We start from the raw sequence: 24,596 nt of genomic DNA, 5'->3' as shown, positions 1-24,596 counted from the left end.
AATGTACCGTGTGGTACATTCGCCGCGATGAAGACGTCGATCGCCACGGTGTGCCTCAGCGGCACCCTCGCTCAGAAGCTGCACGCGTGCGCTGCGGCCGGCTTCGACGGTGTCGAGATCTTCGAGCCCGACCTGATCGCCGCCCCCGAGAGCCCGGAGGAGATCCGTGCGCTGACCGCGCGCCTGGGCCTGGAGATCGACCTCTACCAGCCGATGCGCGACGTCGAGGGCGTCGACGACGACGAGTTCGCCCGTGTGCTCCGCCGCGCGGAGGCGAAGTTCGCGCTCATGCACCGTCTCGGTGCGACCCTCGTGCTCTGCTGCAGCAATGTGGCGACGGCGACGCGCGACGACGACGCCGTCAGCGCCGCGCAGCTGCGAGCCCTCGGGGATGTGGCCGAGCGCTACGGCATCCGGATCGCCTACGAGGCGCTCGCGTGGGGGGCCTACGTCGACGACTACCGGCGTGCGTGGCGCATCGTGGAACTCGCGGACCACCCCGCGGTGGGCCTGTGCCTGGACTCCTTCCACATCCTCTCCCGCGGGCACGACACCGCCGCGATCGCCGACATCCCCGGGGAGAAGATCTTCTTCCTCCAACTCGCGGACGCGCCCTCCCTCTCGATGGACGTGCTGTCGTGGAGCCGTCATCACCGTCTCTTCCCGGGTGAGGGGAGCTTTCCCCTCGTGGCGTTCGTCGACCGGGTCCTGGCCGCCGGATACCGCGGACCGCTGTCGCTGGAGGTCTTCAACGACACCTTCCGCCAGACGGACGCGCTGAGCACCGCCCGTCACGCGCGTCGTTCCCTGCGCTACCTCGAGGACGCCGTCGCGCGCGACGCCGCCGACGCGGTGGATGTCGCCGCGCTGACGGACGCCGGCCGTACCGCAGGCATCGACTTCGTCGAGATCGCCGCGGAGGACACCTCCGACGTCGAGGCGATCCTGCAGCTCGCCGGCTTCTCGGCGCGCGGACGCCACCGCACCAAGCCCGTCACGCTCTGGAGCTCGGGCGATGCCCGCGTCGTGCTCAACGAACAGCACGGTCGCGGACGCGAGCCGCGTCTCGCGGCGATCGGGGTGACCGTCTCGGATGCGGAGGCGCTCACCGCCCGTGCCGACGAGCTCGCCACCGAGCGGGTGTATCGACGCACGTACGCATCGGAACAACGGTTGGATGCCGCCGAGGCGCCCGACGGCACGGAGATCTTCTGGTCCGAGTCGGCGGGCGCCGAGCCCGCGTGGGTGGCGGAGTTCGAGCACGGCGCGCGCGCCGACGAGGACGCCGTCACCGGCATCGACCATGTGAGCCTCACTCTGCCGTGGCAGGTCGTCGAGGACTGCGTCCTCTTCTACCGGGCTCTGCTCGGGCTGGAGGTCACCGGCGCGACCGATGTCCCCGGACCGCAGGGGCTCGTCCGCAGCCGGGTCATGAGCTCGCCGGACCGGCGGGTGCGGCTGCCGCTCAACGTCGCGCCGCCCGCGACATCCGCGCACCGCGACTCGGCGAGCTTCGCCCAGCACGTGGCGTTCGCGTGCACCGGGATCGAAGAGCTCGCCCAGCGCGCGCGGGCGCGCGGGCTTTCCATCCTGCGGATGCCGGACAACTACTACGACGACCTCGCGGCACGGTTCGCGCTGGACCACGAGGTCCTCGCGCGCCTGCGCGCGTCGGATCTGGCGTACGACCGCGACGGCGCCGGCGAGTACCTGCACTTCTACACCCGCACGATCGGCGACGTGTTCATCGAGTTCGTCGAGCGCCGCGGCGGGTACGACGGCTTCGGGGCGGCGACGGCGCCCGTGCGCCTGGCGGCACAGGGCGTGGGACGCGCGGCTGGTAGCGTGCGAGCGTGACTACCGATCGCCGCCTGCTGCTCGTGAACGGCCCCAACCTCAACATGCTGGGGGTGCGCGAGCCGGGGATCTACGGATCCCAGACGCTCGCCGACGTCGAACGCGTCGCCACCGAGGCCGCGGCCGCCCACGGCTTCGCGCTGCGCGCGCTCCAGAGCAACCACGAGGGCGTCCTGATCGACGCCATCCACGCGGCGCGACTGGATTGCGCCGGCATCGTCATCAACCCGGGCGGGCTCACGCACACCTCGGTCGTCCTCCGCGACGCGCTGAGCGCCGTGGGGCTGCCGATCGCCGAGGTGCACATCTCGGACGTCTACGCGCGCGAGGAGTTCCGTCACCACTCCTACGTGCACGACGTGGCCCTCGTCCACGTCATCGGCGAAGGGGTCGGCGGCTATGCGTCCGCGGTCGACCGGCTCGTCGCCGTGATCGCCGGACAGACGGACGGCTGAGCGCCCCGTCGACCTCCCGGCGCCCCGCCCGCTAGAATGGCTCGTCGGACCGTTCGGTCCCGCACGCTGACGAAACGGAAAACTCGACACCATGGCATCCACCGCAGACATCAAGAACGGCGTCGTCCTCAGTATCGACGGGCAGCTCTGGAGCGTTGTGGAGTTCCAGCACGTCAAGCCCGGCAAGGGCGGGGCCTTCGTGCGGACCAAGCTCAAGAACGTCATGTCGGGCAAGGTCGTCGACAAGACGTTCAACGCCGGCGCCAAGATCGAGATCGAGAACGTCGACCGCCGCGACTTCACCTACCTGTACAACGACGGCGACAGCTTCGTGTTCATGGACGTGGCCGACTACGACCAGATCAATGTCGGAGCCAAGACGGTGGGCGACGCCGCCCACTTCCTGCTCGAGAACCAGCAGGTGCAGATCGCCCTCAACAACGGCAACCCGCTGTACGTCGAGATGCCCGCCTCCGTCGTGCTCGAAGTGACCTACACCGAGCCCGGTCTGCAGGGCGACCGCTCGTCGGCCGGCACCAAGCCCGCCACGCTCGAGACGGGCTACGAGATCCAGGTGCCGCTGTTCCTCGAGACCGGCACGAAGGTCAAGGTCGACACCCGCACGGGTGACTACCTCGGCCGCATCAGCTGAGACGGTCGACACCGTCAGATGAGTGCCCGTAGCAAGGCGCGCAAACGCGCGCTCGACATCCTCTTCCAGTCCGACGTGCGCGGCGACGACCCGGCGGCGATCCTCGCGGCCGAGGCGCAGCGCGCCGCCGGCGAACCGGACCGCCACGCCTCGTGGCTGTACGCCCGCGACATCGTCGACGGTGTGATCGACCACCAGGACGAGATCGACGAGCAGATCGTCACGCACGCGCGCGACTGGAAGCTCGACCGCATGCCCGCCGTCGACCGCGCCGTGTTGCGCATCGGCGTGTGGGAGGCCCTGTACAACGACGAGGTTCCGGTGGCGGTCGCGATCGACGAAGCCGTTGACCTCGTGAAGGAGTACTCCACCGATGAGGCGGGGTCCTTCGTGCACGGGGTGCTGGCGCGCATCGCGCGTTCGGCCTGAGCGAGACCCGCCGCGCGCTGACGCGGCTGCGGTGATCGCCGCGCTCTAGGATCTCCCTCATCGGGGAAGGACCACCATGGGGCGCTGGCTGCTGAGCATCGACATCGTCGATCCGGTTCTCATCGGCGTCTGCTGCGCCCTGAGCGCGCTGGTGCTGGCGTATCTGACGGTGCGGACGGGGGCGCGTCGCTGGGTGCGACGGGTCGTGATGGGGGCGGTCGCGGGTGCCGCCGCGGCGGCGATCTTCACGGTCTTCGCGAACGTCACCGGCATGTTCGGCATGCCGCTGCCATGGCAGGCCGTCGCCTGGGGCGTGGGCGGTCTCGCCGCCGTCGGCGTGGCGGTCGTGAACCTGTTCGGCACGCGGTGGTGGCGACGCCTCATCGCCGCGTTCGGCGCCGTGCTGTTCCTCGTGACGACCACGCTCGGCATCAATGCCTACTTCGGCCTCAACACGACGCTCGCGAGCTTCCTGCACATCTCGCTCGAGACGCCGATCGCCGTGCCTACGCCCACACCGGGTCAGACCGACGATCCCGGCGTGCCGCTGTACACGCGATGGCAGGCCCCGGCGGGCATGCCGACCACCGGGAAGACGGGCACGGTCACGATCCCCGCCACGGCATCCGGATTCGCCGCCCGCCCGGCCAGCCTGTACACCCCGCCCGCCGCGCTCACCGATCAGGCGCCGCTCCTCCCGCTCGTGATCCTCATGATGGGCCAGCCGGGGGATCCCGACCCCCAGTACATCGCCCGGACTCTGGACGCATACGCGGCGCAGCACGAGGGCCTCGCCCCGTACGCGCTCGTGGTCGATCAGCTCGGCGACCCGACGCGCGATCCCGCGTGCGGGGACTCCGCGATGTACGGAGCCGTCGAGACGTACGTCACGAAGGATGTCGTGGCCTTCGCCCGGACGCTCCCCGTCATCCAGCGCCCGAGCGAGTGGATCATCGCGGGCTACTCCAACGGCGGCGGCTGCGCCTTCAAGTACGCCGCCGAGCATCCCGAGATCTGGGGCAACCTGCTCTCGGTCAGCGGTGAGCTCTTCCCCGGCTCCGAGCACCCCGACGAGACCACGACGGACGTGTTCGGCGGCTCGGCGAGCGCGTTCGAGGCCGCGAAGCCGGTGAGCATCCTGCAGTCGGGAGCGGTGGCGTACCCCGACTCCTGGGCGCTGTTCACCGCGGGCGAGAACGACCCGGACTACGTCTCGCAGGCACGCGCGGGTGCGGCCGCCACCGCCGCGGCGGGATGGCGCTCGGACGTGTTCGTGGTGCCGGGAGCCGGTCACGTGGTCGACGCGCTCGAGGGCGGTCTGCACGAGGGGTTCGCGCGGCTGTATCCGCGCCTGGGGCTCGCGCCCTCCTGAGCCGTCGCGCCGTGGTCGCGCGGGCGAACGCCGGTGTGCCAGAATCCTCGCGGACGCCCACTGGGGGGCGGCGTGGCGGGCGGGGGAGACCATGGCAGCGCAGGGGATCAGAGGAACGTTCGTCGACTTCGTCGACGATCCGTGGCGTCACGTCGGCGATGAACAGGCGGCCACGCGGTTCTTCCGCGACGGGCTGCTGGTGGTGGAGGACGGGATCGTCGTCGACCACGGTCCCGCCGAGGAGGTCGCGCCGCGGCATCCCGGACTCCCGATCACCGAGATCCGCGATCGGCTGATCCTCCCGGGCTTCATCGACGGCCACATCCACGTGCCGCAGACGCGGGTGCTGGGCGCCTACGGCGAGCAGCTGCTGCCCTGGCTCGAGAAGTGGGTGTTCCCCGAAGAGCGACGCTACAGCGACCCCGGCTACGCACTCGAGGGCACACGGCGCTTCTTCGACACGCTCCTCGCCTCGGGGACCACCACGTGCCAGGCCTTCACGACCGCGGATCCGGCCTTCACCCGGGTCGTCTTCGAAGAAGCGACCCGCCGCAACATGCGCATCATCACCGGGGTCACCGCGATCGACCAGAACGCGCCCGAGTGGTTCACCCGGTCGCCGGAGGCCTTCTACGACGCGGCCACCGAACTGATCGCCGAGTTCCACGGGGTCGGCCGCAACCTCTATGCCATCACCCCGCGCTTCGCCTACGGCGCCAGCCCCGCGCTGCTCGAGACCTGCCGCCGGTTGCGCGACGAGCATCCCGGTGTGTGGGTGCACACGCACATCTCCGAGAACCCGAGCGAGATCGCGGGCGTGCTCGCACTGCACGGCGGCAGCGCGGACTACCTCGGCGTCTACGAGAAGTACGGGCTGGTCGGCGAGCGCTTCACCGGCGGGCACGGGGTGTGGCTGAGCGATGACGAGCTGCGCCGGATGTCGGAGGCGGGAGCCGCCGTCACGTTCTGCCCCTGCTCGAACCTGTATCTCGGCAGCGGGCTGTTCCGCCTGGGCAAGGTCACCGATCCCGAACGGCGCGTGCTGACCTCCTTCGGCACGGACATGGGCGGCGGCAACAGATTCAGCATGCTCAACGTCCTCGAGGACGCCTACAAGGTCGGGATGCTCAACAACACGCTCCTCGACGGGAGCGTCGACCCGTCCCGCCAGAACCTGGCGGAGGCGGAGCGCAACAAGCTCTCGCCCTATCGCGCGTTCTATGCGATCACCCGGGGCAGCGCCGAGGCGTTGTACATCGACGACCGTGTCGGCTCCTTCGACATCGGACGCGAGGCCGACTTCGTCGTGCTCGACTGGACGGGAGGACCGCCCGCCGCCGCGTGGCACGCCAGCCTCTACACCGACGGGCGCGGTCCCGAGACGCTCGACGAGGCCGCGGAGCTCTTGTTCGCGATCATGATGGTCGGCGACGATCGCGCGGTGGCCGAGACCTGGGTGGCCGGTCAGCGCACCTACGCCCGCGACGGCGCATGAGCGACACCGCCGCCGCGTCCGCCGTCATCACGACGCGGGTGGCCCCGAGCCGCGAGCGGGATTTCCTGAGCTGGCAGCAGCGCGTGTCGGACGTCGAGTCCGGCTGGCCCGGATTCGTGCAGCACCGGCTGGAACGGCCCGTCCCCGGGGTGCAGGAGGACTGGGTCGTGGCGGTCACCTTCGACACGACGGCGCGTCTGGAGGCCTGGCTCACGTCCGCGCAGCGCCGCGCGCTGCTGGACGCGGGTGCCGAGTTCACCCGGGGCCAGCACGTCACCCGCACGGCCGCGGGATTCGGCTTCTGGGCGCCGGGTCCGCGCGAGGCCGACACCGACCCGGTCTTCAAGAGCAACCTCCTGGTGCTGCTGATGCTCTACCCGCTGGTCTACCTGTGGGGCTACTTCGTCAGCGAGCCGCTCATCGACAGTCACGGCGTGCCGTTCTGGCTGTCCTTGTTCATCGGCAACGTCGTGAGCACACAGCTGCTCGGCTGGTTCCTGGCGCCGTGGATCTTCCGACGCTTCCGCTGGTGGCTGCGCCGCCCCGCGACCTGGCAGCGGAACCTCGCCGGATACGGCACGCTCGTCGTCCTCTACGCCCTCTCGCTGGGGGCCTTCGCCTGGTTGGGCGCGCTGCGCGGCTGACGGGGAGCCCGCGCGATCGGCGGGGCATCGGTGGTGCGGAGCACTCCATCAGCGAGCCCTGCCTAGACTCGAATGCGGAAAGGACCCCTATGCGCATCACCGGCCTCGGCCACGCGGGCATGTTCATCGAGACCGCCGGCGGCAGCATCCTCTGCGACCCCGTCATCGGCCCCTCGTTCTTCGGATCGTGGTTCCCGTTCCCCGACAATCGGGGGCTCGACTGGGAGCGATTCGGGCAGGCCGATTTCCTCTACATCTCGCACCGGCACCGCGACCACTTCGATCCGCGTCTGCTCACGCAGTACGTGCGCCGCGACATCCCGGTGCTGCTGCCGGACTACCCGACGGACGACCTGGAGTCCGATCTGCGCGCCCTCGGCTACGAGAACATCGTCTACACGCAGGCGGGCGTTCCGCTCGAGTACGGCCCCCTGACCCTTATGGTCACGCCGCTGCGCGCCCCCAGCGACGGCCCCATCGGCGACTCGTCGCTGAGCGTGGACGACGGGACCGCATCGATCCTCAACCAGAACGATTCGCACCCGCTCGACCTCGAGACGCTGCTGTCGTTCTCGAAGCCCGATGCGTACTTCACGCAGGTCTCCGGGGCGATCTGGTGGCCGATGGTCTACGACCTGCCCCAGGACGCGAAGCAGAACTTCGCGAAGCTGAAGCGCGACGCCCAGAACAAGCGGGCGATGTACTACATCGAGAAGGTCGACGCTGCGCACGTCTTCCCGATGGCCGGGCCCCCCATGTTCCTGCGGGAGGAGCTCTTCCGCTACAACGGAACGGGGCTCGAGGACGACTCGATCTTCACCGATCAGAGCGAGTTCCTCGCGCACATGGCGACGCTGCGCCCCGAGCAGCAGGGACACCTGTTCGTGCCGGGGACGCAGGTGGATGTCGATCACGGCGCGGTCGAGATCACGCAGACCCTGTACACCGAGGCCGAGATCGAGCGGATGTTCGCCGACAAGTGGGCCTACCTCGCCGAGCAGCGCGACAGCCGCCAGGACGAGGTCGCCGCCGAGGTCGCCCGTCGTGCGCCGATCCTCGCGCCCGACGAGATGCTGGCGGCGATCAAGGAGTGGTGGGAGCCGCTGCTGCGCCGCGCGCGCACGATCCGCAACGGGGTCGGCGGCAACGTCCGCTTCCGCATCGGCGACCTCGACATGGTCGTCGACTTCCCCAAGGCGAAGGTCCGCGAGTACGCCGGCGAGGAGTGCATCTACTGGTACACGATCCCCGTGGATCTCGTCTCGACGAACATCGCCGACCACGAGATCGACTGGTCGAACTCGATCTTCCTCTCGATGCAGTTCGAGGTCGGTCGCAGCGGCAAGTTCAACGAGTTCTTGACGACGTTCCTCAAGTGCCTCTCGCGCGATCGCATCGAGTACGTCGAGAACTGGTACGCCGAGCAGTCCGATCAGACCGAGGACGCTCAGGTGGGGGACTGGATCGTGCAGCGCCGCTGCCCGCACCTGCGTGCCGACCTCACCAAGACCGGCAAGATCGAGGACGGCGTGCTGACCTGCAGCCTCCACGACTGGAAGTGGGATCTGGAGAGCGGGCGCTGCCTGACCACGCAGGGCCACCCCATCCGCGCCGAGCGCGCCAGCGAGCCCGCAACGCTCTGAACGCCTCGGGGCGGCGCCGTCGCCGGCACCGCCCCGAGGAACGCTCCGGTCAGGCGCTGTACTGGCGGGCGCGTCCCGAGACGCCGGCGAAGTGGAAGGGCCACGGCGACTGCGCCGGGATCTCGACGTCGACGCGGCTGCCCAGGTGCGCTCCGGCGTGGAGTGCGCGGTAGGCGGCCACATCCATCGGAGTGCGTGCGGCCAGTGCCGCGGCCGTCTCCGACGCCCGCGTGTGGTCGCGGTAGCCCGGCTGGACGACGACGGTGAAGAACTCGCTGACGCTGCCCGAACCGTAGCTGAAGAGTCCGATGCGTCGCCCGGTGAGGTCGTCGTCGCCGTCGAGGAGTGCCGCCAGGCCCAGGTACAGCGACGCGGTGTACGAGTTGCCGATGCGCCGGTTGTAGACCGTGGAGCGCTCGTAGCGCTCGGCCGGCAGCTCGGCACCCGTGTGCTCGGCGAGGCGGCGATGCGCCTTCGCCGCCATCCGCGTGAACGGCTGGTGGTGGGTGAACAGGTCGATCTCGTCGATGTCGACGCCGCCGCGCGTGCGGTAGTCGTCCCAGGCCGCGACGAAGCCGTCGAGGTAGGCGTCGATCGAGAGCTTGCCGTCGACGACCGCTGTGACGCTGTCGTTCGGCCGCCAGAAGTCGTCCACGTGGGCCGTGTGCAGGCCGGCGACGGGCTCGAGCTCGGCCAGCGCCGGATCGGCCGAGACGAGCAGCGCGACCGCTCCCGCGCCCTGGGTCGGCTCGGCGGCCGAGTCGAGGTCGTAGCGGGCGATGTCGCTCGCGACGACGAGGACCTGGGTGTCGGTCTCGCGGGCCACCAGGCCCGCAGCGGCCTGCAGCGCGGCCGTCGCCGAGTAGCATGCTTGCTTGAGCTCGACGACCCGACTGGTGGAGGGCAGGCCGAGCAGCTCGTGCAGCCAGACGCCGGCCGACTTCGACTGGTCGACGCCCGACTCGGTGGCGAAGAAGACCGTGCGGATGCGGTCGACGCCGTGGCGCGCGATGATCTGCTGCGCCGCGGTGGCGCCCATCGTGACGATGTCCTCGTCGGGGCCGGGGACGCTCATCTGGTCCTGACCGAGCCCGATGTGGAACTTGCCCGGGTCGACGCCGGTCGCCGCGGCGAGGTCGTCGAGATCGAGCACGTGTCCGGCCGTCGCGACGGCGAGGTCGTGGATGCCGATGCGGGTGGGTGAGGTCATCGCGAAGTCTCCGATCGACGTTCGAGGAGCAGGTGCGACTGCATGAGTTCGCCCTGGTTGGTCTGAGCGGCCAGCAGCGAGAGCTCGCCGCAGAGCACGGTGGCCGCGACGAGGCCGGCGAGACGGCGGGCGTTCTCGCCCGGTTCGCGGTCCTCGCGGCAGCCGAGGCGCGTGAGGGCGTCGTCGACGAACGGCAGGTCCTTGCCGTTGCCGACGGTGCCGACGATGAGGGTCGGCAGCGAGCACGAGAAGTACAGGTCGCCGTCGCCGCGCTCCTCGGCGTAGGTGATGCCCTGCGAGCCCTCCACGATGTTCGCGGCGTCCTGGCCGGTGGCGAGGAAGATCGCCAGCAGCATGTTGGCGTAGTGCGCGTTGGCCGAGCGCAGGGCGCCCGCGATCGTGGAGCCCACGAGGTTCTTGCGGACGTTGAGCTCGACCAGCCGTGCCGCCGTGGTGCGCAGCTGGTCGCGCACCAGATCGGCGGGGATCAGGATGTCGACGACGACGCTGCGTCCGCGCCCGAGGATGCCGTTGACGGCGGTGGCCTTCTTGTCCGAGCAGTAGTTGCCCGAGATCGACCCGTAGGACAGCTCGGGGTGCCACCCCAGGATCTGCGCCATGAGCGCCTCGGCGGCGAGGGTCACCATGTTGTGCCCCGAGGCGTCGCCGGTCGTGAGGGCGAAGCGCAGATACAGCAGGTTGCCGACGATCTCGGTGTCGACGTCGATGAGGCGCGCGTGGCGGCTCTGGGCCGAGACCGTGGCCGCGAGCTCGGCGAAGCGTCCGGTGATGTCGCGCGATGCGCGCAGCGCCGTCGCGGCGTCCGCCGCGACGAAGAGCGAGGAGCGCGTCATGCGCTCGTCGATCACGCTCACGCGGATGCCGTCGGCGACCAGCCGCGAGATGCGTGCCCCGCGGCCGACGGAGGGCCAGAGCGGCGACTCGTAGGTCGCGAGCGGCACGTCCTGCTCGGCCTCGACGTCGCCGGTGAGGCGCAGCGGCCCGACCCAGCGCGTCGGGATGGGGGTGATGTCACCGGACATTCCGGCTCCTCTCGGCGGCGCCGGCCGCGTCCGTACGGCGCGCGATGGCCGTGATGTCGATGCCGCGCGCGCGGCAGAACTCCGCCGTCTCGCCGGTGATGATCAGATCCGTGTCGACGAAGCGGTCGACGGAGGCGACGCCGAGCGCGGTCTGGAGCGCCCGGATGTGCGCGATCCACTGACGGAGCACCGGGACGAGCGCCTCCGCCCCGCCCTCGAGCACGATGCGCAGGAACGAACCGGAGACGCCGACGGCGCGTGCGCCCAGTGCCAGCGCGCGGACGACGTCCAGCGGGGTGCGCACCCCGCCCGAGGCGAAGAGGGTCGGTGCGTCCGCGGGAGCGTCCAGCAGGCACGCCACGGCGCTCTGCCCCCATCCGGTGAGGTAGTCGTAGTCGCCGCCGGAGCGTCGCGCGTTCTCGATGCGGATGAAGTCGGTGCCGCCGCGCCCCGAGACGTCGGCGCCCGCGGCCCCCGCCGCGGCCAGGCGCGACAGCGTACGGGAGCTGAGCCCGAATCCGACCTCCTTGACGATGACGGGGACGTCCACGGCGGCGATGATGCGCTCGAGCGATTCCGCCCAGTGCCCGAACGACCGGGAGCCCTCGGGCATCACGGTCTCCTGCAGGCTGTTGACGTGCACCTGGAGCGCGTCGGCGTCGAGCCCGGCCACGGCGCGGCGCGCGTCGTCCGCGCTCCGCTCGATGCCGATGTTCGCGAAGACGATGCCGTCGGGGTTCTCGTCGCGCAGCACCCGGAAGGTCGGCAGTGCCGACGGGTCGTCGAGCCCCACGCTCATCGACCCCGATGCGAGCGGCACACCGGTCTCGCGCGCCGCGATCGCGAGGGCGCGGTTGATCTCGCCGGTGTGGGCGCTCCCGCCCGTCATGGCGTTGATGTAGAACGGCACCGGCCAGGAGAGGCCGAGGATCTCGCTCTCGAGGGTGACCGCATCCGCATCGATGCCGGCCAGCGCGTGGTGCAGGAAGGCGACGTCGTCGAAGGCGTTCGTCGTGGCCTGCTGCGACGCGGCGAGGCGCACGTGATCGTCCTTGCGCTCGGATGCGCTCACGGGTGGCCGCCTTCCGCCGGAGACACGCCGATCGTCAGATGGCGGATGTCCCGATCCTCCCAGGCGCGGACGAGTCCCGCGACGTCGGCCGTGGCGGGGGCGAGCACGATGCCGCAGTCCCCTCCGCCCGCGCCGGACGATTTGCCGGCCGCCCCGAACGCCTCGGCCGTGTCGCACAGCTCCGACAGCAGCGGGGTCTCGATCGACACCCCGGCCGTCCGTCCGAGGCCCTGCAGCAGCCGACGCGCGCGACGGATGCTCTCGAGGGTGGCGGTGTCGTCGCCCCGGCCCAGTGCATCCCACAGGTCGGTCACGCAGGCGCGCGAATTCAGGAGGAACGCGGGGTAGTCCATCGCCCCGCTGCCCCCGCGCACGGCGTCGACGAGACGCTCTGTCGATGCCGGCTCGCCCGTCCACCCCACGAGGAAGCGCAGATCCATCGGCGGGCGCAGCCGCTCGATCGCCAAGGGCTCCCACCCGGCGGATGCCAGGAGCTCCGTGACCGAGGCGCCCGCGTCGAGTTCGGAGCGCAGGAGCGCCCGGTCGGGGGAGCGGTAGCCGATCCACCCGCCGAACGCGCTGGCGGCGAGGTCGCCTCCCGAGGCGTTGGGGGCGATCGAGATCGTCGCCAGCAGTGCGAGCCGGAACACGTCGATGCGGTCCAGGCCGAAGCCGTAGAACTCGTCGATCGCCCGGAGCGTGGCGACGGTGACCGCGGCGGAGGACCCGAGACCGAACTTGCGTCCGCTCACGTCGTCGAGACCGCTGTCGATGCGCAGGTCGAAGAAGCGCGCCGGCCGCCCGGTCTCGCCCCGGAGGCGCTCGGCCAGGGTGATGGCCGAGAGGACGTACTCGTAGGGGTGGTGCTCCCGATCGATCGTCAGACCGTCCGCGCCGCGGCCCCAGACGAGCGGGGTCCGCCCGAACTCGGGGGAGTGGACGCTACCGGCGCCGCGGGACTCGGTGAGGCGCACCGTGAGGTGGCGATCGACCGCCACGAGGACAGCGGGCTCGCCGGGGGTCACGACGGCGTACTCGCCGGCGATGAACAGCTTGCCGGGGGAGCGGACCGTGATGGGCGCGCTCGTCGAGGTCACTGCTCGCCCTCCGCCACCAGCCGCAGTCCCGGTCCGGGGTGGGCGATGACGGTCTCGGCGAAGGCGGCCAGGGCGGCATCGACCGCGGGGGCCTCCTCGGCCAGGCACAGCGCCACGACGTTCGGGCCCGCATCCGCCGTGGCGAAGACCGTCAGGCCCTCGGCGCGCAGCTGCTCGACGCGATCGAAGATCGCGACACTCGTGGGCGACAGGTAGCGGATGGAGGGATCGGAGCCCTGGATCGCCGCGTGCATGCGCAGCGCGTTGGTCTCGGTGATGCGCCCGATGCGGGCCACGTCCGCATCCCGGAAGGCCTCCTGCGCGGCCGCCAGGCTCTGCTCGGTCGAGCTGACCCAGGCGGGGTAGTAGGGGGAGGTGAGGGCCGTGCGCCGCATCGCCTCGCGGCTCGAGACCTGCTTCTCGCCGGCGTCGACGATGGTGACGACCATCGCGAGGTCGGCAGGGGCGGCGAGCGGCTCGGCGAACGACTCCTCGTCGTCGCCGGCGTGCCAGAGCGCGAAACCGCCGAAGATCGACCGTGCCGCCGAGCCCGACCCGCGCCGTGCCAGCCTGCTCAGCTGGCGGTCGTCGAGGTCGAGCCCGTAGGCCGCCGCCGCCGCACCGGCGAGGGCGGCGAACCCGGACGCGGACGACGCGAGTCCGGCCGCCGAAGGCACCGTGTTGTGCGAGGTCACCCGTGCGCGCGCGTCCGTCCCGGCCATCGCGCGCACGATGTCGAGGAACCGGCGCGTGCGCTCGGCGGGAACGCCGTCGCGGAGCACGTCGTTCAGGATGAACTCGTCCTCCGCCGCTGATGCATCCACCTGCACCGTGGTGGTGGTGGGGAAGACGTCCAGCGTCATCGACACGCTGCCGGTGGCGGGGAGGTTCAGCGCGGTGTCGCGCTTGCCCCAGTACTTCACGAGGGCGATGTTCGGGTGCGCCTGCGCGGTCGCCTGCGTCATGGTGTGGCCTCCACCATCGTGGTCCAGGTCGCGGCCGCACCCGCGGCGCGCAACGAGCCGGCGACATCGGCGGCATGATCGAGATCGCGGACGAGGATCAGCGCGCATCCGCCGCGCCCCCCGCCGGTGAGCTTCGCGCCCAGAGCGCCCGCGCGTGTCGACGCGCCCACGAGACGGTCCAGCGCCGGGTCGCCCACGCCTAGACCGCTGAGAAGGCCGTGCGCCTGCGTCATCACGTCACCGAGGCCGTCGAGGTCGCCCTCGGCCAGCACCCGGCGCGCGTCGTGTGTGAGGGATCCCAGGCGGTCGATGGCGGCATCGACCGCGTGCGGGTCGGTGCGTCGCCGTTCCGCGACACCCGCCACCGCCTCGCGCGTGCGTCCGGCCACTCCCGTGTCGGCCACGATGAGGCACAGCGGGCGCCCGACGGCCACCGGCTCCGCGACGCCGTTGTCGAACCAGAGCGGACCCCGCGCGCGGACCGCGTGCGAGTCGAGACCGCTCGGGGCCGTGTGCGCCACCCGCTCGGCCTGCTGGATGAGCGCGTGCTCCTCGTCGCCCGTCAGCGTCGCGCCCACGAGGGCGGCGACGGCGCGCACGACGGCCGCAGCGACCGCGGCCGACGACCCGACGCCGCGCTCGGCGGGGATCTCGCTCTGGATCTGCAGATCCACGGCGAGGTGCGGGTGACCGAGGGCTTCGAGCGTCGCCGTGATTGCCTTCGCCGTCGGCAGGAGCCGCGCCGGTGCCGCGTCGAGGCGACCCGAGAAGAGGGCGCTCCGGATGCGGGAGGCCCCGTCGGTGCGGCTGGCCGTCGCCTGCACCGCCAGCGCGGCCAGCGGCAGCGCGATGGCCGGACGTCCGTAGACGACCGCGTGCTCGCCGATCAGGATCGCCTTCCCCGTCGCTCGACCGGTCGCAACGGACGCGGGGGCGGTGGGGGTCGCCGCGGCGTCGGGACGGCGCGCGGGACGGACGGATGGTGTGGTCATAGGAACGGACGTGAGCCTAACAGCGCGGCGCGGGGGCGAGCGCGGACGGGATGGGGCTGCGATAGTCTGGTAGAGAACCCACAGCAACCTTTAACACCGTCCTGCGAGGCGGAGAAGGGAGCGGCGGATGAGCACGCGCACCGTGCTGCATGAGGCCGACATCGCCCGAGCACTGACCAGGATCGCTCACGAGATCCTGGAATCGAACAAAGGCCCCCACGACTTGGTGATCCTCGGGATCCCGACGAGGGGCGTGCCGTTGGCCCGCCGGATCGCGGGACTCGTGAGCGAGTTCGGGGGAGCATCCGTCGGCGTCGGCGCCCTCGACGTCACGATGTACCGCGACGACCTGGCCACCAACCCCACCCGCGCGCCCCAGCGCACCGAGATCCCGCCCGGCGGCATCGACGGCAAGACGGTCGTCCTCGTCGACGACGTGCTGTTCTCCGGACGCAGCATCCGTGCGGCTCTCGACGCCCTGCAGGACATCGGGCGGCCCTCCGCCGTGCGGCTGGCCACCCTGATCGACCGCGGCCACCGCCAGCTGCCGATCCGCCCCGATTTCGTCGGCAAGAACCTGCCCAGCGCGCGCGACGAGCGCGTCAACGTGCGCCTGGCCGAGACCGACGGTCTCGAGGAGGTGACGATCGGCGCATGAGGCACCTTCTCGACACCCAGACCCTCGGGCGCGAGGAGGCGTTGCGCATCCTCGACGTGGCCGAGGACATGGCCGACACGCAGCAGCGAGAGATCAAGAAGCTCCCGACGCTGCGGGGCAAGACCGTCGTGAACCTCTTCTTCGAGGACTCCACACGCACCCGCATCTCGTTCGAGGCCGCGGCCAAGCGGCTCTCGGCGGACGTCATCAACTTCTCGGCGAAGGGCTCCAGCGTCTCGAAGGGCGAGTCGCTGCAGGACACCGCGCAGACCCTTCAGGCGATGGGCGCCGACGCGGTCGTCATCCGCCACGGATCCTCCGGCGCCCCGCGCACGCTCGCCACGAGCGGGTGGATCAGCGCCGGCATCGTGAACGCGGGCGACGGCACCCACGAGCACCCCACCCAGGCCCTCCTCGACGCGTTCACGCTGCGCAAGCGCACGTTCGGGGCCGAGAGCCGCGGGCGCGATCTGTCCGGGCTGTCGGTCACCATCGTCGGCGACATCCTGCACTCCCGCGTCGCGCGCTCGAACGTGTGGCTCCTCGACGCGCTGGGCGCGGACGTGACCCTCGTGGGCCCGCCCACGCTGATCCCGCAGGACGTCACCGGGTGGCCGGCGCGCATCGAGTACGACCTCGACGCCGCCATCGCCGGCGGCCCCGACGCCGTCATGATGCTGCGCATCCAGCTGGAGCGGATGAACGCCGCGTACTTCCCGACCGAGCGCGAGTACGCACGCGCGTGGGGCCTGGATGCGACGCGGCTCGCGGCGCTTCCGGCCGATAGCATTGTCATGCACCCAGGGCCCATGAACCGCGGGCTCGAGATCTCCGCCGGCGCGGCGGACTCGCCGCGGTCGACGGTGCTGGAGCAGGTGACCAACGGCGTCTCCGTCCGGATGGCCGTGCTGTATCTGCTGCTCGCCGGCGAACGACCCGGCAACGAGAAGGAGGCCGCATCATGAGCGAGAGCTTCGTCATCCGCGGTGCGCGTCTCGAGGGCGCCGACACCGCGGACATCGTGATCGTCGACGGCACGATCCGCGAGATCGGATCGGGTGCGAGCCTGGCCGGCGCGACGATCGTCGACGCCGCGGGACTCATCGCCCTGCCGGGCCTGGTCGATCTGCACACGCATCTGCGCGAACCCGGCTTCGAGGCCTCCGAAACCGTGCTGACCGGATCGCAGGCCGGCGCGGCCGGCGGGTACGCGGCGCTGTTCGCCATGCCCAACACCTCTCCCGTCGCCGACACGGCCGGCGTCGTCGAGCAGGAGCTCGCTCTCGGCGAGGCCGCCGGCTACCTGACGGTCCAGCCGATCGGTGCCGTCACGGTCGGGCAGAAGGGCGAACGGCTCGCGGAGCTCGGCGCCATGGCACGCTCGCGGGCGGCCGTCCGGGTCTTCAGCGACGACGGCTTCTGCGTGTGGGACCCGCTCATCATGCGACGCGCCCTCGAGTACGTGAAGGCGTTCGGCGGTGTCATCGCGCAGCACGCGCAGGACCCGCGTCTGACCGAGGGCGCCCAGATGAACGAGGGCGCGGTGTCGGCGGAGCTCGGGCTCACCGGCTGGCCCGCGGTCGCGGAGGAATCGATCATCGCCCGTGATGTGCTGCTGGCCGAGCACGTCGGGTCGCGGCTGCACGTCTGCCACCTCTCGACGGCCGGTTCGGTCGACATCGTGCGCTGGGCCAAGAAGCGCGGCATCGCGGTCACCGCGGAGGTCACGCCTCACCACCTGCTGCTGACCGACGAACTGGCCCGCGGCTACGACGCGCGCTTCAAGGTGAACCCGCCGCTGCGCCGGGACGAGGATGTGCGCGCCGTCCGCGAGGGTCTCGCCGACGGCACGATCGACATCGTCGCAACCGACCACGCCCCGCATCCGGCCGAGGCGAAGGCCTGCGAATGGCAGGCCGCCGCCAACGGCATGGTGGGACTCGAGAGCGCGCTGCGGGTCGTCCACCGCGCGATGGTCGCCACCGGACTGCTCGACTGGGCCGACGTCGCCCGGGTCATGAGCCGCACGCCCGCCCGGATCGGCGGGCTCGCGGCGCACGGACGCCCGCTCGCGGTCGGCGAGCCGGCGCACCTCGCGCTCTACGACGCCGACGCCGGCGGCACCTTCGACGTGGCCGACCTGCAGGGGCGCAGCACCAACTCGCCCTACCTCGGGCAGGAGCTGCCCGGCAGCGTCCGTTGGACGTTCCACCGCGGGACGGCGACGGTGCGCTCCGGAGCGCTCGTGGACGCCGCGGAGGTGCGCGCATGAGCAAGGAAGGCGCACTTCTGGTCATGATCGGGGTCGCTCTCGTGCTGATCGCCCTGATGGCCTGGGGATGGTGGCGACGATCCCGGCGCGACGGCGGCCTGGTCGCGCCGCGCGGCGAGGTGCCCGCGGGCGCGGTCGTCCGCGCGGAGTTCTCCGGGCTGTACGTCGCCACGACCGCGCACGAGGCGCCCCTCGAACGCCTCGCCATCCGAGGTCTGGGCTTCCGCGCCGCCGGCGAGGTCGTCGTGACCGATTCCGGGCTGGCACTGCGCCTGCGCGGATCGGATCCCGTGTTCCTCGACCGCGACCGCCTCGTCTCCGCCGCCCAGGCGACCGTCGCCATCGACCGGGTGGTCGAGCGCGACGGCCTGCTGCGCGTCACCTGGCTCCTGGGTGACACCCCTCTCGACTCCTACTTCCGCCCCCAGGGCACCTCCGCCCGCGACGCCGCTCAGGCCGTGGCCGCGATCCTGCCCCACCCCACTCCGACGGGAACCGACGCATGACCCTCTTCCGCACCGGACCCGCCGTCCTCGTCCTCGAGGACGGCACCCGCCACGTCGGTCGCGCCTACGGCGCCACCGGCACGACCCTCGGCGAAGTCGTCTTCTCCACCGGTATGACCGGCTACCAGGAGACGCTGACCGACCCCTCCTACGCGGGCCAGATCGTCCTCCAGACCGCACCCCACATCGGCAACACCGGGGTGAACGACGAGGATCCCGAATCCCGCCGCATCTGGGTGGCCGGCTACATCGTCCGCGACCCCTCGCGCGTCGTCTCCAACTGGCGCGCCGACCAGAGCCTCGACGAGGCGCTCGTCAGCGACGGCGTCGTGGGCATCAGCGGCATCGACACGCGCGCGGTGACGCGCCACATCCGCTCCGCCGGCAGCATGCGCGGCGGGATCTTCTCGGGCGACGCCGCGGCGCTCGACCCCGAGGAGCAGGTGCGGATCGTGCGGGAGGCGCCCGAGATGGCGGGGCAGAACCTGTCGGCGTCTGTCTCGGTGGCCGCGGTCGAGGTCACGCCCGCGGTGGGCGAGCGCGTCGGCAACCTGGCGGTGCTCGATCTGGGCGTGAAGCAGGCCACGATCGTGAACCTCGCCGCACGCGGGTTCGACGTGCACGTGCTGCCGCAGTCCGCCACGATCGAGGACATCCGCGCGATCGACCCCGTCGCGGTCTTCTACTCGAACGGCCCCGGCGACCCCGCCGCCTCCGCGGACCACGTCGAGCTGTTGCGCGCCGTCCTCGACGACCGCCTGCCCTTCTTCGGGATCTGCTTCGGCAACCAGCTGCTCGGTCGGGCGCTCGGCTACGGCACCTACAAGCTGCCGTTCGGCCACCGCGGCATCAACCAGCCCGTGCTCGACCGCTCCACCGGACGGGTGGAGATCACGGCCCACAACCACGGGTTCGCCGTCGACGCCCCGCTCGAGGGCATCAGCGACAGCCCGAACGGCTACGGCCGGGTTGAGGTCAGCCACATCGGCCTCAACGACAACGTCGTGGAGGGCCTGCGCGCCCTCGACCTCCCCGCCTTCTCGGTGCAGTACCACCCCGAGGCCGCCGGCGGACCCCACGACGCCAACTACCTGTTCGACCGCTTCCGCGACATGGTGATCGCCGAGGCGTCGACCCGCTCCGCTCGCTCCACGAACGAGGACACCAAGTAATGCCCAAGCGCGACGACATCCACTCCGTCCTCGTCATCGGATCCGGCCCGATCGTGATCGGCCAGGCCTGCGAGTTCGACTACTCCGGCACCCAGGCGTGCCGCGTGCTGCGCGCCGAGGGCGTGCGCGTGATCCTGGTCAACTCCAACCCGGCCACGATCATGACCGATCCCGACTTCGCCGATGCGACCTACATCGAGCCCATCTCGTGGCAGGTGATCGAGACGATCATCGCCAAGGAGCGTCCCGACGCGATCCTGCCGACGCTGGGCGGTCAGACCGCGCTCAACGCCGCGATCGACCTGCACAAGCACGGCATCCTCGAGAAGTACGACGTCGAGCTGATCGGCGCCGACTTCGAGGCCATCAACAAGGGCGAGGACCGCCAGATCTTCAAGCAGCTCGTGCTCGACGCGGGCGCGGATGTGGCCGCCTCCGTCATCTGCCACACGATGGACGACCTGCTCGCCGGCGCCGAGAAGCTCGGCTACCCGCTCGTGGTGCGGCCCTCCTTCACGATGGGCGGGCTCGGTTCGGGCTTCGCGTACGACGAGAACGACCTGCGCCGCATCGGCGGCGCAGGTCTGCACGACTCGCCCACGAACGAGGTCCTGCTCGAGGAGTCGATCCTCGGGTGGAAGGAGTACGAGCTCGAGCTCATGCGCGACACGGCCGACAACACCGTCGTCGTGTGCTCGATCGAGAACGTCGACCCGGTCGGCGTGCACACCGGCGACTCGATCACGGTCGCCCCGGCGCTCACCCTCACCGACCGCGAGTACCAGAAGCTGCGCGACATCGGCATCGACATCATCCGTGCGGTGGGCGTCGACACCGGCGGGTGCAACATCCAGTTCGCGATCGACCCCGCCACCGGACGCATCATCGTCATCGAGATGAACCCGCGCGTGTCGCGGTCGTCCGCGCTGGCCTCGAAGGCCACCGGCTTCCCGATCGCCAAGATCGCCGCGAAGCTCGCCATCGGCTACCGGCTGGACGAGATCCCGAACGACATCACCAAGGTGACCCCGGCGAGCTTCGAGCCGACGCTGGACTACGTCGTCGTGAAGGTGCCGCGGTTCAACTTCGAGAAGTTCCCCGCCGCCGACACGACGCTCACGACCACCATGAAGTCGGTGGGCGAGGCGATGGCGATCGGCCGCAACTACGCGACCGCGCTGCAGAAGGCGCTCCGCTCGCTCGAGAAGCGCGGATCCAGCTTCCACTGGGGCGAGGAGCCGCGCTCGCTCGAGGAGCTCCTCGAGATCTCCCGCACACCCACCGACGGCCGCATCGTCGTGCTGCAGCAGGCGCTCCGCAAGGGCGCCACGATCGAGCAGGCGTTCGACGCCACGGCGATCGACCCGTGGTTCCTCGACCAGATCGTGCTGATCAACGAGGTCGCCGACCACATCCGCGAGGCGGACGAGCTGGATGCCGAGACCCTCCGCATCGCGAAGGAGCACGGCTTCAGCGACGTGCAGATCGCCCAGCTGCGCGGCATCGACGAGCCGCAGGTGCGGGAGATCCGCTACGCGCTGGGCGTGCGACCGGTGTACAAGACGGTCGACACGTGCGCGGGGGAGTTCCCGGCGCTCACGCCGTACCACTACTCGAGCTACGAGGCCGAGACCGAGGTCACGCCCTCCGAGCGCACGAAGGTCGTCATCATCGGCTCGGGCCCGAACCGCATCGGCCAAGGCGTCGAGTTCGACTACTCCTGCGTGCACGCGTCGTTCGCGCTCTCGGATGCCGGATACGAGACCATCATGGTCAACTGCAACCCCGAGACGGTCTCGACCGACTACGACACCAGCGACCGGCTCTACTTCGAGCCGCTGACGCTGGAGGACGTGCTCGAGGTGCTGCACGCCGAGAGCCGCTCCGGAGAGATCCTCGGTGTCATCTGCCAGCTCGGCGGCCAGACGCCGCTGGGACTCGCCAAGGGCATCGAGGCCGCCGGGTACACGATCCTCGGCACCAGCCCCGCGGCCATCGACCTGGCCGAGGAGCGCGAGCTCTTCGCCCGTCTGCTCGACGACGCGGGGCTGGTCGCGCCCCGCAACGGCACCGCGATCGACGTCGAGGGCGCCGTGACGGTCGCCGAGGAGATCGGGTACCCGGTGCTCGTGCGCCCGAGCTTCGTGCTCGGCGGGCGCGGGATGGAGATCGTCTACGACACCGAGAGCCTCCGCGACTACTTCGTGCGCGTCGCCGACCAGGCCATCATCGGCCCGGGCCTGCCGCTGCTGGTCGACCGCTTCCTCGACGACGCGATCGAGATCGACGTCGACGCGCTCTACGACGGCACCGAGCTCTACATCGGCGGCGTCATGGAGCACCTGGAGGAGGCCGGCATCCACTCCGGCGACTCGAGCTGCACGCTGCCGCCCGTGAGCCTCGGCCGCAGCGACATCGACCGCGTCCGCGTGGCGACGCTCGCCATCGCCGAGGGCGTCGGGGTGCGCGGACTGCTCAACGTGCAGTTCGCGATCAGCGCCGGCGTGCTCTACGTGATCGAGGCCAACCCGCGCGCGAGCCGCACGGTGCCCTTCGTGTCGAAGGCCCTCGGCATCCCGCTCGCCAAGGCGGCGGCCCGGATCATGTCGGGCTCGTCGATCGACGAGCTGCGCGTCGAGAAGCTGCTTCCCGCGCAGGACGGCTCCCGCGTGCCGCTCGACGCGCCCGTCTCGGTCAAGGAGGCCGTGCTGCCGTTCAAGCGGTTCCGCACCGCCGACGGCAAGACCGTGGACTCGGTGCTCGGACCCGAGATGCGCTCCACCGGCGAGGTCATGGGCATCGACCGCGACTTCCCGACGGCCTTCGCCAAGAGCCAGCAGGCCGCGTACGGCGGGATGCCGCTGGGCGGAACGGTCTTCATCTCAGTCGCCGACTCGGACAAGCGCGCCGTCATCCTGCCCGCGCACCGTCTGCACGAGCTCGGCTACGAGCTGGTGGCCACGGAGGGCACCGCCGAGATCCTGGCGCGCAACGGCATCGCCGTCCGCGTCGTCAACAAGTACTCGGACACCCAGGCGTCGGGCGAGACGAACATCGTCGACCTCATCAACGCGGGCGAGATCGACATGGTCGTGAACACCCCGAGCGGCGGATCGGCTCGTGCCGACGGCTACGAGATCCGCGCCGCGGCGGTGGCCGCCGACAAGGCGCTGTTCACCACGATGGCCGTGCTCGGTGCGGCCGTGAGCGCTCTGCCGGTGCTGCGGGAGGGCTTCGCGGTGAAGAGCCTGCAGGAGTACGCCGCCGATCGGGCGGCGCGCGCGTGACCACATTCGGGCAGCGGCTGCGCGCGGCGATGGACGAGCACGGTCCGCTGTGCGTCGGCATCGATCCGCACGAGAGCCTGCTCGAGTCGTGGGGGCTGCCGACGAGCGCCGACGGCGCGCGAGACTTCGGGCTGCGCGTCGTCGAGGCGGCCGCCGGCCGCGTGGGTGTCGTCAAACCGCAGGTGGCGTTCTTCGAGCGCTACGGCTCGCGGGGCTTCGCGGCGCTCGAGGACGTCCAGGCGGCGGCGCGGGATGCCGGTCTGCTCGTGATCGCGGACGCGAAGCGCGGCGACATCGGCACGACGATGGAAGGGTACGCGCAGGCGTGGCTCGCCCCCGGGGCTCCCCTCGAAGCCGATGCGGTGACGTTGAGCCCGTACCTGGGGCCGGACTCGCTGCAGAAGACCCTCACCACGGCGCTCCGCCACGGCAAGGGGGCCTTCGTACTCGCCGCCACCAGCAACCCCGAGGCCGCCACCGTGCAGCAGGCCGCGACGGCGGACAGCGCATCGGACGACGGCGAACGCGTCGCCGAGCGGGTCGCACGCGACGCGGGATGGAACAACGTCGGGCTTCCCGGTGCGCTCGGATCGATCGGCGTGGTCGTGGGGGCCACGGTCGACCGGGCGCGCTTCGGGCTGACCGACATCGTGCTGGCCGGCACCCCGATCCTCGCTCCCGGTTTCGGTGCGCAGGGCGCGGAGCCCTCCGATCTCGACCGACTCTTCGGCTACGTCGCCGCGAACGTCATCGCGAGCGAGAGCCGCAGCATCCTGGCCGTCGGACCCGACCGACTGGCCCAGCGCATCGAGCAACGACGCGCCCTGTACACGGGAGGAACCCATGGCTGACAGCCGGACACCGCCCGAGGTCGACCGCGTCGCGGCATCGCGCAAAGCGGTCGCCGCGCGTCGTGCGCGCGCCTCGCTCAAACGCGACATCGCGACGCGGGTCGTCAGCCCGCAGGAGATCCTCCGCCGGGCGACGGCCGATCCGGCCTCACCGGCCGGGACCATCCGCGTGCCGGAGTTCCTGACCTCGATCCCGGCGATCGGCGAGGGCAAGCGCGACCGCATCCTGGCCGATCTCGGCATCTCGCCCGTCAAGCGTCTCGGCGGGCTCGGCGTCCGGCAGCGCCGCGCGCTGGAGACCTGGCTCGACGGACGCGTGCCGGAGCCGGTGGCCCGCTCCTCGCGCAGCAGGCTGCTCGTGCTCGCCGGTCCCACCGCCGTCGGCAAGGGCACCGTGGCCGCCCACATCCAGGAGCACCACCCCGAGATCCTCCTGTCGGTGTCGGCGACGACGCGCACCCCGCGACCGGGGGAGGTCGACGGCACGCACTACTTCTTCGTCGACGACGCCGGCTTCGACGCGCTGATCGAACGCGGCGAGCTGCTCGAGTGGGCGACCGTGCACAACACGCACCGGTATGGCACGCCGCGCGGCCCGATCGAGGCGGCGCTGGCCGAGGGTCGCACCGTGCTGCTCGAGATCGACCTGCAGGGCGCCCGTCAGGTGCGCGAAGCCGCGCCCGACGCGACGCTGGTGTTCCTCCTGCCGCCGAGCTGGGACGAACTGGTCGACCGATTGGTGGGTCGCGGCACGGAGGACGAGGAGGAGCGGGCCCGGCGTCTGCGCACCGCGCGGGTCGAGCTGGCCTCGCAGAACGAGTTCGATCACCTGGTTGTGAACGCGAACGTCGCCGATGCCGCGCAAGAGGTCGTAGAATTGGCGGAGGCTTCTGCGCGCGTGTCGTGACGACACGCCGCGCTCCG

The 24,596-nt window shown here is 71.1% G+C and carries 21 protein-coding genes and 1 pseudogene; 16 read left to right on the top strand and 6 right to left on the bottom strand.

The annotated features are described in order from the left end of the window. From AB0N73_RS13895 to AB0N73_RS13860, 8 genes are all read left to right on the top strand, one after another. A partial coding sequence (locus tag AB0N73_RS13895) for a TIM barrel protein (protein WP_363564460.1) occupies nt 1-1,857 on the top strand: 1,857 nt, incomplete at its 5' end. Then, nucleotides 1,854-2,312, top strand: coding sequence for a type II 3-dehydroquinate dehydratase (locus AB0N73_RS13890; protein ID WP_363564458.1), 459 nt, complete (start codon nt 1,854-1,856; stop codon nt 2,310-2,312). The genes AB0N73_RS13895 and AB0N73_RS13890, both read left to right, overlap by 4 nt. 91 nt (nt 2,313-2,403) lie before the next feature. Next, a complete protein-coding gene (gene efp, locus AB0N73_RS13885) occupies nt 2,404-2,964 on the top strand; it encodes an elongation factor P (RefSeq protein ID WP_363564456.1) in 561 nt (186 codons plus the stop codon). 18 nt (nt 2,965-2,982) lie between these two features. After that, nucleotides 2,983-3,393, top strand: coding sequence for a transcription antitermination factor NusB (nusB, locus tag AB0N73_RS13880; RefSeq protein ID WP_363564454.1), 411 nt, complete (start codon nt 2,983-2,985; stop codon nt 3,391-3,393). Nucleotides 3,394-3,469: 76 nt separating this feature from the next. After that, nucleotides 3,470-4,765: an alpha/beta hydrolase-fold protein gene (locus AB0N73_RS13875; RefSeq protein ID WP_363564452.1), complete on the top strand. Its 1,296-nt coding sequence runs from the start codon at nt 3,470-3,472 to the stop codon at nt 4,763-4,765. A gap of 91 nt (nt 4,766-4,856) precedes the next feature. Further along, nucleotides 4,857-6,260 carry a guanine deaminase gene (guaD, locus tag AB0N73_RS13870; RefSeq protein WP_363564450.1) on the top strand — a complete coding sequence of 468 codons (1,404 nt, stop codon included), beginning with the start codon at nt 4,857-4,859 and terminating at the stop codon, nt 6,258-6,260. Then, on the top strand, nt 6,257-6,904 hold the full coding sequence (locus AB0N73_RS13865; protein WP_363564448.1) for a hypothetical protein: 648 nt from the start codon (nt 6,257-6,259) through the stop codon (nt 6,902-6,904). The genes guaD and AB0N73_RS13865 overlap by 4 nt, the downstream gene beginning before the upstream one ends. An 89-nt stretch (nt 6,905-6,993) precedes the next feature. Beyond that, a complete protein-coding gene (locus AB0N73_RS13860; protein ID WP_363564446.1) occupies nt 6,994-8,547 on the top strand; it encodes a Rieske 2Fe-2S domain-containing protein in 1,554 nt (517 codons plus the stop codon). A 49-nt stretch (nt 8,548-8,596) separates the two neighbouring features. On the opposite strand, the gene AB0N73_RS13855 is transcribed toward AB0N73_RS13860, so the two are convergent. The 6 genes from AB0N73_RS13855 to mvk are packed head-to-tail and all read right to left on the bottom strand — an operon-like array spanning nt 8,597 to nt 14,926. After that, the gene (locus AB0N73_RS13855; protein ID WP_363564444.1) at nt 8,597-9,757 is read right to left on the bottom strand and encodes a hydroxymethylglutaryl-CoA synthase; all 1,161 of its coding nucleotides are present in this window, start codon (nt 9,755-9,757) and stop codon (nt 8,597-8,599) included. Continuing rightward, entirely contained in the window at nt 9,754-10,800 is a 1,047-nt protein-coding gene (locus AB0N73_RS13850; protein ID WP_363564442.1) for a hydroxymethylglutaryl-CoA reductase, read from the bottom strand. The genes AB0N73_RS13855 and AB0N73_RS13850 overlap by 4 nt, the downstream gene beginning before the upstream one ends. Further along, complete coding sequence (fni, locus tag AB0N73_RS13845; protein ID WP_363564440.1) at nt 10,790-11,872, bottom strand: type 2 isopentenyl-diphosphate Delta-isomerase; 1,083 nt, start codon at nt 11,870-11,872, stop codon at nt 10,790-10,792. The genes AB0N73_RS13850 and fni overlap by 11 nt, the downstream gene beginning before the upstream one ends. Beyond that, nucleotides 11,869-12,969, bottom strand: coding sequence for a phosphomevalonate kinase (locus AB0N73_RS13840; RefSeq protein WP_363564438.1), 1,101 nt, complete (start codon nt 12,967-12,969; stop codon nt 11,869-11,871). The genes fni and AB0N73_RS13840 overlap by 4 nt, the downstream gene beginning before the upstream one ends. Next, nucleotides 12,966-13,934 carry a diphosphomevalonate decarboxylase gene (gene mvaD / locus AB0N73_RS13835; protein ID WP_363564436.1) on the bottom strand — a complete coding sequence of 323 codons (969 nt, stop codon included), beginning with the start codon at nt 13,932-13,934 and terminating at the stop codon, nt 12,966-12,968. The genes AB0N73_RS13840 and mvaD overlap by 4 nt, the downstream gene beginning before the upstream one ends. After that, on the bottom strand, nt 13,931-14,926 hold the full coding sequence (gene mvk / locus AB0N73_RS13830) for a mevalonate kinase (RefSeq protein WP_363564434.1): 996 nt from the start codon (nt 14,924-14,926) through the stop codon (nt 13,931-13,933). The genes mvaD and mvk overlap by 4 nt, the downstream gene beginning before the upstream one ends. Before the next feature lie 124 nt (nt 14,927-15,050). On the opposite strand from mvk, the pseudogene pyrR reads away from it, so the two are divergent. The 8 genes and pseudogenes from pyrR to gmk form a co-directional block, all read left to right on the top strand. Then, nucleotides 15,051-15,584: pseudogene (pyrR, locus tag AB0N73_RS13825) on the top strand (bifunctional pyr operon transcriptional regulator/uracil phosphoribosyltransferase PyrR); the annotation flags it as partial. Continuing rightward, on the top strand, nt 15,581-16,549 hold the full coding sequence (locus AB0N73_RS13820; protein WP_363564432.1) for an aspartate carbamoyltransferase catalytic subunit: 969 nt from the start codon (nt 15,581-15,583) through the stop codon (nt 16,547-16,549). The pseudogene pyrR and the gene AB0N73_RS13820, both read left to right, overlap by 4 nt. Then, nucleotides 16,546-17,856 (top strand): dihydroorotase, encoded by a 1,311-nt coding sequence (locus AB0N73_RS13815; protein ID WP_363564430.1) that lies wholly within the window; start codon nt 16,546-16,548, stop codon nt 17,854-17,856. Before AB0N73_RS13820 ends, AB0N73_RS13815 begins: the two co-directional genes overlap by 4 nt. Then, complete coding sequence (locus AB0N73_RS13810; RefSeq protein WP_363564428.1) at nt 17,853-18,362, top strand: hypothetical protein; 510 nt, start codon at nt 17,853-17,855, stop codon at nt 18,360-18,362. The genes AB0N73_RS13815 and AB0N73_RS13810 overlap by 4 nt, the downstream gene beginning before the upstream one ends. Then, complete coding sequence (gene carA, locus AB0N73_RS13805) at nt 18,359-19,534, top strand: glutamine-hydrolyzing carbamoyl-phosphate synthase small subunit (RefSeq protein WP_363564426.1); 1,176 nt, start codon at nt 18,359-18,361, stop codon at nt 19,532-19,534. The genes AB0N73_RS13810 and carA overlap by 4 nt, the downstream gene beginning before the upstream one ends. After that, complete coding sequence (gene carB / locus AB0N73_RS13800) at nt 19,534-22,821, top strand: carbamoyl-phosphate synthase large subunit (protein WP_363564424.1); 3,288 nt, start codon at nt 19,534-19,536, stop codon at nt 22,819-22,821. The genes carA and carB overlap by 1 nt, the downstream gene beginning before the upstream one ends. After that, complete coding sequence (gene pyrF / locus AB0N73_RS13795; RefSeq protein WP_363564422.1) at nt 22,818-23,672, top strand: orotidine-5'-phosphate decarboxylase; 855 nt, start codon at nt 22,818-22,820, stop codon at nt 23,670-23,672. The genes carB and pyrF overlap by 4 nt, the downstream gene beginning before the upstream one ends. Then, entirely contained in the window at nt 23,665-24,579 is a 915-nt protein-coding gene (gene gmk, locus AB0N73_RS13790) for a guanylate kinase (protein ID WP_363564420.1), read from the top strand. The genes pyrF and gmk overlap by 8 nt, the downstream gene beginning before the upstream one ends. Nucleotides 24,580-24,596 lie beyond the last annotated feature (17 nt).

This window comes from Microbacterium sp. NPDC089189 (assembly GCF_040685095.1).
Classification (GTDB): Bacteria; Actinomycetota; Actinomycetes; order Actinomycetales; family Microbacteriaceae; genus Microbacterium.
Note: the sequence above shows the minus strand (reverse complement) of the source record. Positions and strands in the feature narration are given on the sequence as shown.

Excerpts from the sequence above, each read along its gene's own strand:
- efp (WP_363564456.1), top strand. The coding sequence starts at position 2,404 with ATGGCATCCACCGCAGACATCAAGAACGGCGTCGTCCTCAGTATCGAC.
- nusB (WP_363564454.1), top strand. The coding sequence starts at position 2,983 with ATGAGTGCCCGTAGCAAGGCGCGCAAACGCGCGCTCGACATCCTCTTC.
- AB0N73_RS13875 (WP_363564452.1), top strand. The coding sequence starts at position 3,470 with ATGGGGCGCTGGCTGCTGAGCATCGACATCGTCGATCCGGTTCTCATC.
- guaD (WP_363564450.1), top strand. The coding sequence starts at position 4,857 with ATGGCAGCGCAGGGGATCAGAGGAACGTTCGTCGACTTCGTCGACGAT.
- AB0N73_RS13865 (WP_363564448.1), top strand. The coding sequence starts at position 6,257 with ATGAGCGACACCGCCGCCGCGTCCGCCGTCATCACGACGCGGGTGGCC.
- AB0N73_RS13860 (WP_363564446.1), top strand. The coding sequence starts at position 6,994 with ATGCGCATCACCGGCCTCGGCCACGCGGGCATGTTCATCGAGACCGCC.
- AB0N73_RS13855 (WP_363564444.1), bottom strand. The coding sequence starts at position 9,757 with ATGACCTCACCCACCCGCATCGGCATCCACGACCTCGCCGTCGCGACG.
- AB0N73_RS13850 (WP_363564442.1), bottom strand. The coding sequence starts at position 10,800 with ATGTCCGGTGACATCACCCCCATCCCGACGCGCTGGGTCGGGCCGCTG.
- mvaD (WP_363564436.1), bottom strand. The coding sequence starts at position 13,934 with ATGACGCAGGCGACCGCGCAGGCGCACCCGAACATCGCCCTCGTGAAG.
- mvk (WP_363564434.1), bottom strand. The coding sequence starts at position 14,926 with ATGACCACACCATCCGTCCGTCCCGCGCGCCGTCCCGACGCCGCGGCG.
- AB0N73_RS13820 (WP_363564432.1), top strand. The coding sequence starts at position 15,581 with ATGAGGCACCTTCTCGACACCCAGACCCTCGGGCGCGAGGAGGCGTTG.
- AB0N73_RS13815 (WP_363564430.1), top strand. The coding sequence starts at position 16,546 with ATGAGCGAGAGCTTCGTCATCCGCGGTGCGCGTCTCGAGGGCGCCGAC.
- AB0N73_RS13810 (WP_363564428.1), top strand. The coding sequence starts at position 17,853 with ATGAGCAAGGAAGGCGCACTTCTGGTCATGATCGGGGTCGCTCTCGTG.
- carA (WP_363564426.1), top strand. The coding sequence starts at position 18,359 with ATGACCCTCTTCCGCACCGGACCCGCCGTCCTCGTCCTCGAGGACGGC.
- carB (WP_363564424.1), top strand. The coding sequence starts at position 19,534 with ATGCCCAAGCGCGACGACATCCACTCCGTCCTCGTCATCGGATCCGGC.
- gmk (WP_363564420.1), top strand. The coding sequence starts at position 23,665 with ATGGCTGACAGCCGGACACCGCCCGAGGTCGACCGCGTCGCGGCATCG.